The 14,867-nt window shown below is 65.6% G+C and carries 9 protein-coding genes; 5 read left to right on the top strand and 4 right to left on the bottom strand.

All coding sequences use genetic code 11. The features are described from left to right. Nucleotides 1-187 precede the first annotated feature (187 nt). Together nirB and nirD are read left to right on the top strand one after the other, a co-directional pair. Complete coding sequence (gene nirB / locus ACVWZ5_RS07040) at nt 188-2,740, top strand: nitrite reductase large subunit NirB (RefSeq protein ID WP_457340494.1); 2,553 nt, start codon at nt 188-190, stop codon at nt 2,738-2,740. After that, on the top strand, nt 2,740-3,108 hold the full coding sequence (gene nirD / locus ACVWZ5_RS07035) for a nitrite reductase small subunit NirD (protein ID WP_069016072.1): 369 nt from the start codon (nt 2,740-2,742) through the stop codon (nt 3,106-3,108). The genes nirB and nirD overlap by 1 nt, the downstream gene beginning before the upstream one ends. Here nirD and ACVWZ5_RS07030 read toward each other — a convergent pair. Genes ACVWZ5_RS07030 through ACVWZ5_RS07020 form a run of 3 tightly spaced genes read right to left on the bottom strand, consistent with a single transcriptional unit; the run spans nt 3,101 to nt 8,643 of the window. Continuing rightward, nucleotides 3,101-3,580 (bottom strand): hypothetical protein, encoded by a 480-nt coding sequence (locus ACVWZ5_RS07030; protein ID WP_062364169.1) that lies wholly within the window; start codon nt 3,578-3,580, stop codon nt 3,101-3,103. The genes nirD and ACVWZ5_RS07030 overlap by 8 nt on opposite strands. Before the next feature lies 1 nt (nt 3,581). Further along, entirely contained in the window at nt 3,582-8,195 is a 4,614-nt protein-coding gene (locus tag ACVWZ5_RS07025) for an RHS repeat-associated core domain-containing protein (protein ID WP_457340493.1), read from the bottom strand. Between the two features lie 22 nt (nt 8,196-8,217). Then, entirely contained in the window at nt 8,218-8,643 is a 426-nt protein-coding gene (locus ACVWZ5_RS07020) for a DcrB-related protein (RefSeq protein ID WP_084941894.1), read from the bottom strand. 131 nt (nt 8,644-8,774) lie between these two features. Here ACVWZ5_RS07020 and pcaQ point away from each other — a divergent pair, with 131 nt between their 5' ends. The 3 genes from pcaQ (at nt 8,775) to ACVWZ5_RS07005 (ending at nt 13,104) form a co-directional block, all read left to right on the top strand. Then, the gene (pcaQ, locus tag ACVWZ5_RS07015) at nt 8,775-9,707 is read left to right on the top strand and encodes a pca operon transcription factor PcaQ (protein ID WP_186599331.1); all 933 of its coding nucleotides are present in this window, start codon (nt 8,775-8,777) and stop codon (nt 9,705-9,707) included. A gap of 62 nt (nt 9,708-9,769) precedes the next feature. Then, nucleotides 9,770-10,462: a DUF1266 domain-containing protein gene (locus tag ACVWZ5_RS07010; protein ID WP_062364161.1), complete on the top strand. Its 693-nt coding sequence runs from the start codon at nt 9,770-9,772 to the stop codon at nt 10,460-10,462. Then, a complete protein-coding gene (locus tag ACVWZ5_RS07005) occupies nt 10,459-13,104 on the top strand; it encodes a J domain-containing protein (RefSeq protein ID WP_062572997.1) in 2,646 nt (881 codons plus the stop codon). Before ACVWZ5_RS07010 ends, ACVWZ5_RS07005 begins: the two co-directional genes overlap by 4 nt. Here the strand turns inward: ACVWZ5_RS07005 and ACVWZ5_RS07000 are convergent. After that, nucleotides 13,098-14,804: a molecular chaperone HscC gene (locus ACVWZ5_RS07000; protein WP_062572996.1), complete on the bottom strand. Its 1,707-nt coding sequence runs from the start codon at nt 14,802-14,804 to the stop codon at nt 13,098-13,100. The genes ACVWZ5_RS07005 and ACVWZ5_RS07000 overlap by 7 nt on opposite strands. Between the last annotated feature and the right edge of the window lie 63 nt (nt 14,805-14,867).

The following is a 14,867-nucleotide window of genomic DNA, read 5'->3' as shown; positions in this document are numbered from 1 at the left end:
ACCCTTGTGAAAGCGGGCTTGCCCCGCAATTAAAGGGAGCCTGGCACGCTCCCTGCTTCAAGCAATGCACAACAGCCCCAACGACCAACGGCGGTCAACAGGGGCCTCACACTGATGAGTACAGGCAAAGGCGCCTGGAGCTTCGGCTCCAGGCGCCTTTTTCGTTTTCCGTGATCGAGGATCGGCTATGCAGGCAACAGCGAACGGGGCACAACGAGCACGACTGGTCATCGTCGGCAATGGCATGGTCGGCCATCACTGCGTCGAGCAGCTGATCGAACGCGGCGCCACGGCACACTTCGAGCTGCATGTGTTCGGCCAGGAGCGCCAGCGCGCCTACGACCGGGTGCACCTGTCGGAGTATTTTACCGGTAGCTGCGCCGAGACCCTGGCCCTGTGCGCCCCGGACTACTACAGCCGCCACGGCGTGCACCTGCACCTGGGCGAGGCGGTGCTGGACATCGATCGCGAGCGCCGGGAACTGGTCACCGCCGAGGGCCGGCTGGGCTACGACCAACTGATCCTGGCCACCGGCTCCTACCCCTTCGTGCCGCCTATCGAAGGCTCCAGCGGCAACGCACGCCTGGTCTATCGCACCCTCGAGGACCTCGACACAATCCGCGCCGCTGCCACGGATGCCCGCCGTGGCGTGGTGGTCGGCGGCGGCCTGCTCGGCCTCGAGGCAGCCAACGCCCTCAAGTCCCTGGGCCTGGAGGCGCATGTGGTGGAATTCGCCCCGCGCCTGATGCCGGTACAGCTGGACAGCGAAGGCGGCGCGGCGCTCAAGGCGCGGATCGAGGCCCTGGGCGTGGGCGTGCACCTGTCCCGCGCGACCCAGTCGATCAGCGCTGGCGAGCAGTACCGCTACCGGATGAACTTCGACGGTGGCGAACACCTGGAGACCGATCTGATTGTCTTTTCCGCCGGCATCCGCCCACGGGACGCCCTGGGCCGGGCCTGTGGCCTGGAGATCGCCGCGCGCGGCGGCGTGGTGATCGACAGCCAGTGCAAGACCAGCGATCCACGGATCTTCGCCATCGGCGAGTGCGCGTCGTGGAACGGCAGCGTGTTCGGCCTGGTCGCCCCCGGCTACGCCATGGCGCGCAGCCTGGCCGCGCGGTTGCTGGGCGAGCCCGCGGACGACTTCACCGGCGCCGACATGTCGACCAAGCTCAAGCTGCTGGGTGTGGATGTCGGCTCGATCGGCGATGCCCATGGCACCACGCCCGGTTCACGCAGCTACCGCTTCAGCGACGAGGCCAACAGTGCCTACCGCCGGCTGGTGGTGGATGCCAGCGGCAAGCACGTACTCGGCGCGGTGCTGGTGGGCGACAACAGCTACTACGACACCTTGCTGCAGTATGCCCAGAACGGCATCGCCCTGCCGGCCGCCCCGGCCGCGCTGATCCTGCCGCAAGGCGGTGGCGCGCCGGCCCTGGGCGCCGATGCGCTGCCCGACAGCGCGACCATCTGCTCCTGCCACAACGTCAGCAAGGGCGCGGTGTGCGCCGCCATCGACAGTGGTTGCGGCGACCTTGCCGCCGTCAAGGGCTGCACCAAGGCCGCCAGCGGATGCGGTGGCTGCGCTGCCCTGCTCAAGCAGGTCGTCGAGCATGAGCTGACCGCCCGTGGCGTGACGCTCGACAAGAGCCTGTGCGAGCACTTCGCCTACACCCGCCAGGAGCTCTACGGGCTGGTGCGGGTGGAGGGTATCCGCACCTTCGGCGAACTGCTCGAACGCCACGGCAAAGGTCACGTGGGTTGCGACATCTGCAAACCGGCGGTGGGCAACATCCTCGCTTCATGCTGGAACCAGCCGATCATGGACCCGGCGCTGGTACCGTTGCAGGACACCAACGACACCTTCATGGCCAACATGCAGAAAAACGGCACCTACTCGGTGGTGCCGCGCATTCCCGGCGGCGAAATCACCCCGCAGAAGCTGATCGTGATCGGCCAGGTGGCGCAGAAATACGACCTCTACACCAAGATCACCGGCGGCCAGCGTATCGACCTGTTCGGTGCCCAGCTGCACGAACTGCCGCTGATCTGGGGCGAGTTGATCGCCGCCGGCTTCGAGACCGGGCACGCCTATGGCAAGTCGACGCGCACGGTGAAATCCTGCGTGGGCAGCACCTGGTGCCGCTATGGCGTGCAGGACAGCGTGGCCATGGCGCTGCGCCTGGAGGATCGCTACAAGGGCCTGCGCGCGCCGCACAAGCTCAAGTTCGCGGTATCCGGCTGCACCCGCGAATGCGCCGAGGCGCAAAGCAAGGACATCGGCGTGATCGCCACCGACAAGGGCTGGAACCTGTACGTATGCGGTAACGGCGGCATGCGCCCGCGCCACGCCGAGCTGTTTGCCACCGACCTGGACGACGAGACCCTGGTACGGCTGATCGACCGCGTGCTGATGTTCTACATCCGCACCGCCGACAAGCTGCAGCGCACCTCGGTGTGGCGCGAGGGCCTCGAAGGCGGGCTCGACTATCTCAAGCAGGTGGTGATCGACGACAGCCTGGGCCTGGCAGCCGAACTCGAAGCGCAGATGCAGCAGGTGGTCGAGCGCTACGAGTGCGAATGGGCCAACGCCCTGGGCGATCCGGAAAAGCTCAAGCGCTTCCGCACTTTCGTCAACGACCAACGCGCCGATCCGGATGTGCATTTCGTGCGCGAGCGTGGCCAACGCCGACCGGCTGCGCCGCTTCAGCTGATTCCCACCCACGAGGAGGCAATGTGATGAACCTGTCCAACACGGTTTCAGCCAGTGAAATCCGCTGGCAGGTGGTGTGCCAGGCCAGCGACCTCGTCGCCGACTCCGGGGTGGTAGTGTGGCACGAGGGTGAGCAGGTGGCGTTGTTCTACCTGCCGGGACAAGGGCGGGAGCTGTACGCCGTCGGCAACCGTGACCCACGCTCGGGCGCGAACATCATCGGGCGTGGGTTGGTGGGCAGCCTGGGCGCAACCGTTGTGGTCGCGGCGCCGCTGTACAAGCAACATTTCTGCCTGCAAAACGGCAACTGCCTGGAAGATCCGACACAGCGCTTGCCGGTGTGGCCGGTGCGTATCCGTGGTATGACGGTCGAACTGGGACAAAGACTCAGATGACAATCAGTTTGCCGGGAGCATGCCCAACCGGCCAGTGCCCGGCCAGGTACAGGTCGACCACCCGACGCCAGTGATCGCCCAGACCGAAGAACTGCTCGGTGGCGTACTGACGGAACGCGAAGGCCGCGCCGCCGCGAGCGGCCTCGCTGAAGTCGTGCGGGCGGCAGATGAACGGCGCCTTGTCGAGCGTGCGGGTGGCGGCCATAACTGCCCTGTTCAGCGCCATGCGCTGCTCGCTCAGCACTTTGGTCGTCTCTTGCCGCGGGTAGTACGGATCGTCTTCGCCCGCCGAGGTGGGGAGCCATTGAGTGGCATCGTACAAGCCCTGGAACGCCTGGTCCGAGGGGGTCACGAACACCGCCTCGACCGAGGCGATGAGAATCACCTGCGGATCCTGGATGTCAGGCTTGCCCAGATTGCCGAAGAATCGAGTCTGCCCGATCTGTTCGAGCGTGTGTTCCAGGTCGATCATGTTACAGCCTCAAATCGGTGATGGTCTTGGGTGGCAATGCCTTGCGACCTTGCTGGATGGTGGTGCGAAGTACACCTCCGGCGGCATGCGGGCCGGGGATACCGGGCAACGAATGGTTGGGCAGCGTGCCGTGGGTCGGCATCAGGTTCCACCATTTGTTGGCGCCACCGCTTTCCAATGGAATCACATGGTGGGCCGTGGCGCCGTCTGGCCAGGTCCGGTTGGTGTTCTTTTCCCACTGTTTGATCAGGCCTTTCTCGGTTTTCACGAACTCCTTGCGCATCGCCTGGTTCTGCGCCGCGTTGCGCCTCTGCACCACCGGCAGGTTGCCGCGCAGGATCTGGGCCTGCCGCGCGGTCACTTCGCCACCGGGTGAAGCGACCTTGTTGGCGTCTTGGATGATACGGTCGAGAAGCGAACATTCCGACAAGCCCAGCGGGTCGATCCAGGTCAGTGGATTGGGAGCATAGGCATACAGGTTGATGCTGCCTTCCAGCCCCAACGGGTCCTGCTGGGTGAAGCGGCCGATGTCCGGGTCGTAATAGCGGAACGTGTTGTAGTGCAGGCCAGTCTCGCGGTCAAGGTACTGCCCCTGCATCCGCAGGTTCTGCTGGCGGTTTTGGTCGGGCGCGTGCCACTCTTCGCGGCTGCGGCCCCACAACAGGTAGTCGCTGTACCAGACTGAATTGCCCTGTGCGTCGGTCAGTTGCTCGGGCAGCCCGGCAATGTTGGTGTGGAAGTACTGCACCACTTCCTGGCCAGGTGCGCCGTCGATACGCGCCAGCGGCTCGTGGCTGCCAGGGTCGGCATACAGGTACAGGCTCGATTTGCCGTCCTGCACCTCCTGCAGTAAACGCAGGCCCTGCCAGAGGAAGTCGGTGCGACTGACGGGTTGCTCATGGCCGCTGCGGTAGAGGCGCTTGCCGATGCGCCGCCCCAGTGGGTCGTAGCTGAACTCAATCCGCTCGTGCACGGTGCCGCGTTGCTGGTTTACGCGGACCAGCCGATGCTCGGCATCGTACTCGAAGCGCTGTAACAGCCGGCTGCCGCTGCGCTTCTCGATCATGCGGCCGAAACCATCGTAGCGGTAGCGTTTGTCCTGATGCACCGTGACCCGGTTGTGCCGCACATGAGCCTTGGGCTGGTAGCCTTCGATCAGGTTACCAGCGCGGTCGTACCCATAATGCTCGACGATCGGCACATCTCCCAGCGCCAGGCGGCGGGTCACACCATAGATGCGTTGGCTCGGCCCATAGTCGTAGCTCACCGAGCCCTGGCAGCTGCCATTGCCGAGGCCAGCACTGTGGAAGCGCAGCGCATGCTCTTGCTGGGCCGGATTCCCTGTGCCGGGTCGCTGGGTCTGGGTAAAGGTTTCGCAGACCAGGTTGTCGCCGTCGTCATAGCGATAGTCCTTTTGCAACAACGCCAGCGTCATGCTCGAGGCGTCCCGGTAATGGATCGCCCTCTGTTGCAGGCGCCCACAGCTGTCATAGCGGGTGCGGGTCTGCAACTGGCCCTGGGTGCGCAGCACTTCGTCATGCAAGCTGTCGCGCTCGAAATCGCAGATCACCCGCCCGTCGAGATTGAGCTGATGCAGGTGGCCGCTGCCGTAATACAGGTGGTTTATCCGGCGTTGATCGGGCAGGGTCAGGCTCTGCAGGTTATTCAACTCGTCATGCGCATAACCCACGGTACCGGCAGCGCTGGTCTCGCTCAGCAGGCGGCCCATGCGGTCATAGCTGAACGCCAGTCGCCGGGCATTGCCCTGCTTATCGGTGAAAGTCACCGACAGCAGGTTGTCGCCCTCGTCGTGGACGTATTCGGTGCAACCATCGGTGGTGTGCTTGCGTAGCAAGCGACCAACGGCATCGTGCTCCAGTTGATGGATCTGTATGGCCGTGTCGTGAGCCTGATCCGGGACCGGGTGGTGGGCGACACACGTGACGTTGCCCCGGTGGTCGTAGGTATAGGCGTAGCCACCACCATCGAGGTTCTGCTGGGTGAGCGCACGGTCCAGAGCATCCCATTCAAAGCGATAGCTTTCGCCGTTCTCGTTCACCAGCGCCTGCAGTCGGCCATAGGCATCGTAATTCAGACTCAGCGCCGCCCCCATGGGGTCGATACGTTGCAACAGGCGACCGCTGGAGTCGAAATGCCAGTGGGTGGTGCGCCCGGCGCCATCGATATGGCGGGTCAACTGCCCGGCGGCGTTGACCTGATAATGATCGGTGCGCCCGTCGGCCCCCTGGCTTTCGATCAGGTAGCCCCGCACATCGTAGCGGTAGCGGCTACGCTCGCCCCGCGGATTGACAGACTCCGCCAGTTCACCGCGCTCGGTGTAGCGATAATGCGTGACATGGCCGGAACAGTCGCGGTAGCTGAGCAACTGGCCACGGTCATTCCATGTGAACCGGCGTTGTCGGCCATGCGCGTCGGTGATGGCCAGCAGTCGCCCGCGATCGTCGTAGCGGTAACCTGTGGTATTACCCAGGGCGTCGGTTTCACTGAGCACATTGCCTTGGCAATCGTACTGCATGCGCAAGCTTGCGCCGCCAGGCGACACGATGCTCAGCGGCAGTGCCCAATGTTCGCCGTAGGCAATGCTTTCACTGCGCCCGAGCGGGTCCTGGCTGCAGACAAGGCGGCCTGCACCGTCGTAGCTGTAGCACCACTGGCTGCCATCGGGCTCGGTACTGGCGATCAACTGCCCCTGCTGGAAGGTCTCCTGCCAGAGGTTGCCCAGGGCATCGACATATCGATGGATCTCATAGTGCGGCCCCCAATGGAACGACTCCTCCCGCCCCAGGCTGTCGCGAACCCGGGTCAGGCCCTGAGCCAGGTCGTAATCGAAGTGATAGTCCTCTGCGCTATCGCTGTGGTGGCGCATCACTCGCCACTGGTGTGTGGGCTGCGCCTCGAGCGGTGCCGGTAGGTCCCGTGGCCAGCCCCCACGCGAGGCCACTCCGTCTGGCGGTACCGCCAGGCTGGCCCATTCATAGTGATGGACGACACCGCTGGCGAGAGTCTGGCTCGCCATGCACCCTGCTGCGGTGTAGGTGAAACGGCGTACCGTTTGCCCGCTGGCATCGCGTACCTCGGCTAGCTGACCGGCCTGGGTGTAGCGGTAACTGACCAGCAACTGCTGGTCAGCGATCTCGAACGCATCGCCTGGGGCCAACTGTAGCCGCCACACCTCGCGCACTCGGCGCCCATGCTGGTTGTCGTGGCGCAACTGCACGGCAGTACGACCGAACGCATCGACCAGCAACTGCAAGCGCCCTTGATCGTCATACAGCAGTTCAAGGCGGTTGAGGTTGCGATCGCCAAGTTGCACGAGGCGCGACCGGCTGTGTTCTGTCGGATCGGTCTTGAACACCTGGTACTGGCCGCTATAGATGTCCTCCACCACCGTGATGCCATCGTCCTGATGGAAAATGGCAACACCGTCCAAGGTACTGAGCAGCGCGCTGCCGGGCACCATGCGGCCCAACTCGATGCGACTGCCGTCTTCGTCGACATAGATCCACAGCTCGCCACCTTGCGGATGAGGCACCCGTTCCAGACGCACTTCGTAGGGCAGGCTCCAGCCCTTGCCCAACAGACCATCGTCGCGCAGGTCGTTGCTGTCATAACGACGCGACCAATCGATGGCCAGCAGGCCGGGCAGGCTGAAGTCCAGGTCCTCGGGGCCATCGAGCCGTTTGCTGCCGGTGGCGACCAGCACCGGGTGCCCCTTGCAGCCAGGAATACGGGAACGGGGCTTGGGTGCGTTGCGTGGCCGCGAGCGGCTCTTGACGCGCCTTGCCAGCAGCATGCCGGCGACCAGGCCAATGATCTTTGCCGCTGCGCTCTTGCCGTCGCGGATGTCTCGCACGGTGACCGTGCCACCTCCAACCCGCACATTGGGCGAGAAGGTCATGCCGATGGGGCCGTCGCAGGTGCTCTTGTCCCCGACCCTGACCGCAGGATGGCCATTGATGAAAACCTTGTCCGACCCTTGCGCGACGAAGTTGGGGACCGGGTGCTTGCTGCACTTGACGGTGTCCAGTTCGGCAGGTTGGGTGCCAGGATTCGCCGGGGTGGCGACTGGGGGATTGAAGATGCTGTTGATTTCCTGAGCCAACCCGATGACCGGCAGCATCAGCGATGCACCCATCATCGCGTAGTTACCGATGTTTTCCAGTATCGAGGGTGCCTCGGCGGAGGGTTCGGCCTCACTGGCACCCGTGACGATCCCTGCCGCGCGGGCTGCAGGCATGCCATTGATGCGGGTGTTGGATGATCCGCTGTCGATCGCACCGTAGGGTTCGGGGGGAAACATCGAATTGCCGACCCAACTGCTCAGATCGGAAATGTGCTCGCCTATGCTCTTGTCTTCGCCAGCAGGCAACATAGCGGCGGCACCGACCAGGACACCGGCGATCAATGGTGTGAGCGTGGCGGCGGCCCCACCTGTACCAACCACGGCCACCACGGCACCGCCGATCGCCGCCGCGACCGCCGCAGTGGCGGCGGCATAGATCACCGCTTCGGTCAGCCCGCTGACCAGCTCGGCCATCAACGGCGGATGCAATATGAGATCGCCCTCGCGGGCGGCATGCAGGCTATCGCCCATGAACCGCTTCCTTGTGCCCGGGTCAGTTCAGCCGCAATCCTGCCTTGATGGCTTCCCAATGGGCGAGATCGACCGCCTCCAGCGGTGTTTCCTTGCTATAGCTGACCGCCACGAAACGGGCCTGCCCGCTTGGCGCGTAAGCCATCTGACGCTGGTACGAGACGACTTCGCCGCGCTTGAATTGCAGGCTGACTTCCAGGCCGTGGATGCCACGATCGACGCCTGCGCTGACCGGCTGTGGTTCGCTGATGATCGCCCCCAGGCGCTCACGCAACTGCGCCAGTTGCTGCAGGTAAAGCGCCTCCAGCGTCTGCCCGGCAGCCAGCGGACTGCGGGCGATCACCAGGGTGGTGCCACGCTGACGGAAGGTCAGCATGTTCATGGTGGTGTCTTCGGGCGTTTCATCGCCCAGTTCAAGGACCAGGTCCTGGGTCAGGTAGGCGGCCATAGCGCTGCTCCATGCATCGAAGCGGCACACGCTAAAGGTTCAGGGCTTCGCCTGCAAGGGAGGAACCGTCGCCGAGTGACGAAGATCACCCAGACGTTGCAGGTCTGGCCCGCACGGATACACTGCCGGGCATGAACCTCGATACCCGCATCAAGTTCCGTCACCTGCTGTGCTTCCTGGAGATTGCCCGGCAGGGCAGCCTGGCCAGGGCCGCCGACGTGCTTGCGATCAGCCAGCCAGCGATCTCCAAGACCCTCAAGGAACTGGAGGACCTGCTCGAGGCACGCCTGTTCGAACGTGGTCACAACGGCGTTACCCTGACCCCGGCCGGCACGCGCTTCATGCGCTACGCCGGCCCCAGCGTGCAGGCATTGCGCGACGGGGTCGGCAGTGTGCGCGGCGAGGCGCGGGCACCGTCGCAGGTGCGCATCGGCGTGCTGTCGACGGTCGAAGGGCTGCTGATGCCCGAGGTGTTGTGCCGCCTGCATCAACGCCACGAGGCGTTGCTGATCAGCGTGGTGACCGGGGCCAGTGCCCAGTTGCTCGGCCAGTTGCACCTGGGGGAACTGGAGCTGGTGGTCGGGCGGATGACCGACAGCCCGCAGATCCAGGGGCTGTCGTTCGAGCACCTGTACAGCGAGTCGATGACCCTGGTGGTGCGGCCGGGGCATCCGCTGCTGGCGCAACGGCCCGTCGAGCGCAGCCAGGTCGGTGATTACCCGCTGGTGCTGCCGCCGCCGGGGACGACCATTCGCCAGCATGCCGACAGCTTGTTCGTGCAATGCGCGATCCCGCTGCCGGCGCAGCGCCTGGAAACCCTGTCGCTGGCCCTGAGCAGGCGCTATGTGCTGGGCAGCCAGGCGGTCTGGGTGGCGCCACGGGACGCCGTGCTGATCGACCTCGGGCGTGGCGAGCTGGCCGAGCTCGACCTGGGCGTGCTCGAACCGGGCGGGTCGGTGGGCATCTGCCGCAATGCGGCGCTGCCCCAGAGCCTGCCGGCGCAATGGGTGTGCGAAGTGCTCCGCGAGGTGGCCGAGGCCTATCGACTCGGGACCTATCCCTGAGAACCCGGCGGGAAACTTCCTATACAATCCCCGCCAGTTCCCAGCACCTCCAGGACCCTTTCATGGACGAAACCGCGCAGCACTGGCTGCATGCTCTCTCCGCCCCCATGGCCGCCCTCAACGGGGCCAGCTATACCGCACCCGACTATTTCGAGGGTGAAGACCAGACCGACCTTGAACGCTGGTGGGGCATCAGCAACCGCGCCCAGTTGCTGGACATGCTCAGCATGGCCGACAACGGCCACGCCACCGAGATGAGCGAGGCCTACTGGCAATACCAGCGCTGCCTGCCCAGCCAGTGGCAGGCGCTGCTCGACACCCTGCCCCCGCGCGAGCGCATCCGCCACGAATACGCCGCCCGCACCTTCCCCGACTGCGGCCCGGGCGGCACCCGGGCCTGGGACCTGGGGCGCATGGGTTTCCTGCTGCGCGCCGGCGTCAAGAAAGGCCTGATCGACCGCGACGAAAGCCTCTACCTGCACTACCGCCTGGCCCTGCGCGCCCGCCATTACTACAACCGCTGGGACGGCTACCTGGCCGGCTACCTGTTCGGCAAGGCGCTGTGGAATGCCAGCGACAGCAGCGACGAGACCCTGGCCGCCAACCTCGAGCGCCAGGGCTGCGAGCACTGGAACCGCTGCATCGTGCTCAACCTGCGCCTCGGCGCCCATGACCTGCTGGCCGAACTGCCCTGGGACATGCCCCTGCCCGAGCCCGCACGACCCACCACGCTGGAAGAGGACTGCTGGTCATGAGTTGCTGGATTCGCCTGGGAATCGAACCGACCCAGGACATGGACGCCATCCGCCTGGCCTATCGCGGCCGCCTGCCCTCGCACCACCCGGAAACCGATCCCGAAGGGTTCCAGGCGCTGCGGGCAGCCTACGAGGAAGCCCTGCGCCTGGCCCGCGAGCAGGCGCCCAGCGAGGCTGAGCCAACACGCGAAGAAAATGCCCCCCATCCAGCCCTCAAGCAGTTCCACACCCTGCTCGAGGAGCCGTCCAAGCGCTTCGACCCACAAGCCTGGCAGCGTTTTATCGCCGAACTGGACGAGTTGCCGCTGGATGAACTGGACGATCTCAGCTGGCAACTGCTGCACACCCTGCGCGACTGCGGACCGTTGTCCCACCATTGCGCGGGCCTGCTGGCACGGCGCCTGGGCTGGGCCGAGCAGCTGCTGCGCCTGGACGAGCGCCACGAGGTGGAAGCTTTCCTCGACCGCCTGGAACAGCCCGATCCCTTCGACACCGCCTGCATGCGCGACTGGCCGGCCAGCGCGCAGATGGAAAGCCTGTGGTATTTCCGCAGCCTCGAGTACTGCTACCAGCAGCGTCCACTGTTCGAGTACGAGCAATTCGCCGGCGTGCATACCTGCCTGGCCATGCCGGATGACCCGGCCTTGGTGCAACGCCTGCTGGTGCAGTTCAGCCAGGCCGGTATCCCCAGCCGGACCTTCCACGAAATGCTCAAGACGCGCCAGCAACAGGCCCCGGACGATGCCGACCTGCTCTACCTGCTGGCCCGCCAGGCCGATGCCCTGGGCGCCGAGCAACAGGCCCTGGACTGCTGGTTGCGGCTGTATCGCGAACACCAGCACCCACAGGCCGAACGCTGGCTGATCGACCTCTGCGCCCGCCACCAGCCCCAGCGCCTGCCGTTGCTGATCCAGGCCTTCGACCGCCTGCACACCCCGGCCGACTGGCCCGTAGAGCTGGACGACCCCGCGCAGAACTGGGGCAGCCCCGGGCAGTCCCCGCAGACCTTGGCGCGCTGGTCCGAAGCCTCACGCCTGGAACTGCAAGGCATCGCCGCAACCTTCATCGACTGGCGGCTGGACGGCGACGACGAACTGCCGCTGCTCGCCTGGCTGCTGCAGGACCCGCAGGACCACGACCTGCACCGCCTCTACTGGCAGGCCTGGGCGCTGCAACGCGGGGAAGCCGGCCTGCTGCGCCAGGTGCTCGCCCGGCCGCTCGCCGAAGATGCCCTCGACGCGCTGATCCTCGAAGGCTTCCAGCGCCAGGCCCGCCAGCAGCTGCACTGGCTTGAACAGGCCCCGGTGGTCAAGGTGCTGGTGGACTTCTGCGCCAGCGACGACCCGGGTGCGGAGCTGCCCGAGGCCTTGACCGAGGACGCCATTCGCCCGGTCTGCCGCGAATGGTTGCGGCGCATGCGGGTATACCCGGCCCACGCCCTGCATGCCCTGAATGTGCGGTTTGACATGCGCCGCCTGTTCACCACGCCGTTCGCCCTGCAACTGCAGGACACGCTCGCCGAGACCGGCGTACTGCTGCCGGCAATGCCCGAGGGTGACGCGCTGTGGAACTGGCACCGCCAGCACTTGTTCATGCTTGCCCTGCTGGAGCAGCCGTCACGCTGGCTGGCGCTGATCGACCCGACCCTGCCGAGCCAGTTGCACTACCCGTCCGGGCATCCGTTCGCCCCGTTGCACGCCCTGCTCTGCCAGCAACTGTCCAGCCCTGACGGCAGCAGTGGCCTGCTTGGCAGCCTGGATACCCGCGACCCTGTACAGGCGATGGTTTCAGCGCGGTTGCTGACCCTGCAACAAGCCCTGAGCAGCACGCGCCTACCCGGTGCAGCGCAATTGCTGGCTTGCCTGGAGCATGACGATGGCAGCCTGGGCAACGACCATCCTCTGGGCTATCTGCTGTTTTGCGCCGTGCTGCACCATGACCGCTCCCTGGACACCGAGCAACGTGAACGCCTGCGCCAGCGCTTGGATGCGCTGGCGCCGCAGGATGAATGGTTCGAGGCGCTGCGCAGCGGCCTGCTGCAAGGCAAGACCAAGCATCCACCGGCCGAACTCGCCCATGCCCACGGCGTCGACAGCCGTGCGATCAATGATGTGCTCGACGCCCTGGACAGCCTGTACAACGATTGCGCGCCGCCGAAGATCCGCGCCTTGCGCGCCTTGCAGAAGATCAAGGACGACCCGCAGCAGGACCTGGGCTTGCGCTGTGCAATCATGGCCGTGCTGTCATGGAGCGAGCGCATGTTGCGCAATGCCCTGCAGCACCCTCCCGCGAAATTCTGGGCCGTGTGGAAGCTCAACAGCCGCCTGAACCGCTCAGGGTTTGCCTTGAACCTGGCGGCCGCCGCCCTCTGCGCCAGCATGATGCTCACACTGCCAGTGTTGATGCTGGTCACGGTGCTGCTGCTGATCAGCGCCTTCCTCAGGCGCCTGCGCGACCTTGGCCAGGGTATCCCAGCGCTGATCCTGCTGCTCGTGCTGAGCAGGGTGCTACCGGTACTACCGCTGTTGCTGCTGTTGTTGCCCGGTGACCGGCTGCCGAACCGCTACGGCTCGCAACCGGGCCAGCAAGCGCTGCTCGATGACAGCCTGCAGGCTACCCTGCGGCGGCTGAACGGTCAGTAGCGCAGCTCGTCGAGCGCCTGGCTCAACGCCTGGCGCTCACGGCTGATCTCACCGGCCTGCTGCCTGGCGAGCACGGCGTTGAAGGCGTCCAGCCAACTGCCGATCAGCTCGCGCTCGTCGCCCAGGCTCTGCATCCAGGCCCGCTCCAGACGGGCCAGCAGGGTGCGGTTGGGCAGCGTGTCACGCGGGTGGATCTTCAGCCGCGCCAAGCGCTCCTCGCTGGCCAGGCGCGCCTCGGCATCCAGCCCGGCGGGGCTGCGGTCGATGCTGTGGCTGTGCTTCTGGCCGCTTTCGAGGAAGGTCACATCCACTTCCAGCAAACCGTTGATGTCGTAGCTGAAGCGCACGTCCAGCGACTGGATTTCACCGGTCGGCTGCAACGGGACCTCGAAACTGTCCACCAGGATGTTGTCCCGCACCCACGGCCGCTCGCCCTGGTACACGGCGATGCGCACGAACTTCTGCTCTGGGTGGCTGCTGTAGAAGCGCTGCACCTTCGAGGTAGGGATCACCGTGTTGCGCTCGATGATCGGCGAGAACGCTCCGGTGACGTCGTCGCCCCGGGACGAGGCCACACCGAGGGTGTAGGGGCAGACATCGGTCAGAATCAGTTCGTCGATGGCCGCGTCGCGGGCCTTGCAGGCGGCCTGGCTGGCGGCGCCGAGGGCGACAATGGTGTCCGGGTCCAGGTGCCGGTACGGCAAGCGTCCGAACAGCTTGGCCACCAGTTGCTGCACCTGCGGCATGCGCGTGGCGCCACCGACCAGCACCAGGCTGTCCAGCTCGCGCGGGCTCAACCGGGCATCGCGCAGGGCCTGCTCGATGGGCGCACGCACCCGGGTCAGCAAAGGCGCCCAGATCGCCTGCAGCTTGAGGTCGTCCAGCCGCCACTCGCGGGGCTGCGCGCCATCGTGCCAGTCCAGCACGCGGCTGCCCTCGCCCGGCTCGCGCTTGAGCTGTTCGATGGCGTCATGCAGGCTGGCCAGGGCCTGTGGGGCCAGGTCCTCGGCCTTGAGGTTCCAGTCGCGCAGGCAGGCCTGCAACAACGCCTCGGTAAAATCCTCGCCGCCCAGGTAATTGTCACCGGTGGAGGCATGCACCTCGATCAACGGCAAGGCGTACTCCAGCACGGTGACATCGAAGGTGCCGCCGCCCAGGTCGAACACCAGGGTGCGCTCGAACTTCTGTTCGTGCAGGCCATAGGCCATGGCCGCGGCGGTCGGCTCGTTGATCAGCCGCTGGACCTTCAGCCCGGCCAGCTCGGCGGCGAAGACCGTGCGCTTGCGCTGCTCGTCGCTGAAATACGCCGGTACCGAAATCACCGCCTCGCTGACCGCGCAGCCCAGGTACGCCTCGGCATCCTGCTTCAATGCGCCCAGTACCAGTGCCGACAATTCTTCAGGCGTGAATCGATGCTCGCCAAGCGTATAGCGCTTGTCGCTACCCATGAAGCGCTTGAACGCCGCCGCGGTGCGCTCGGGGTGCGTAGTCAATCGCGACCGGGCAGCCTGGCCGACCAGGATCGAGCCGTCGTCATCGACACTGACCACCGAGGGGGTGAGCACTTCACCCACGGCATTAGGGATCAGCCGAGCTTCACCGTCCTGCCAGACGGCAATCAGGCTGTTGGTGGTGCCGAGGTCGATACCGAGCAGTGGCGTGGAATAGATGGGGGCGTTGGAGAGGCTGGCATCCTGCATGATCGGTCTCTGGCTTGCGATAGGAACCGACGCGGGGCCTGCTGGCCACATGCGGCGGACAGG

The sequence above is a fragment of the Pseudomonas sp. TE6283 genome, assembly GCF_054060555.1.
The sequence above is the reverse complement of the archived record's forward strand: the minus strand, read 5'-3'. Positions and strand labels throughout refer to the sequence as shown.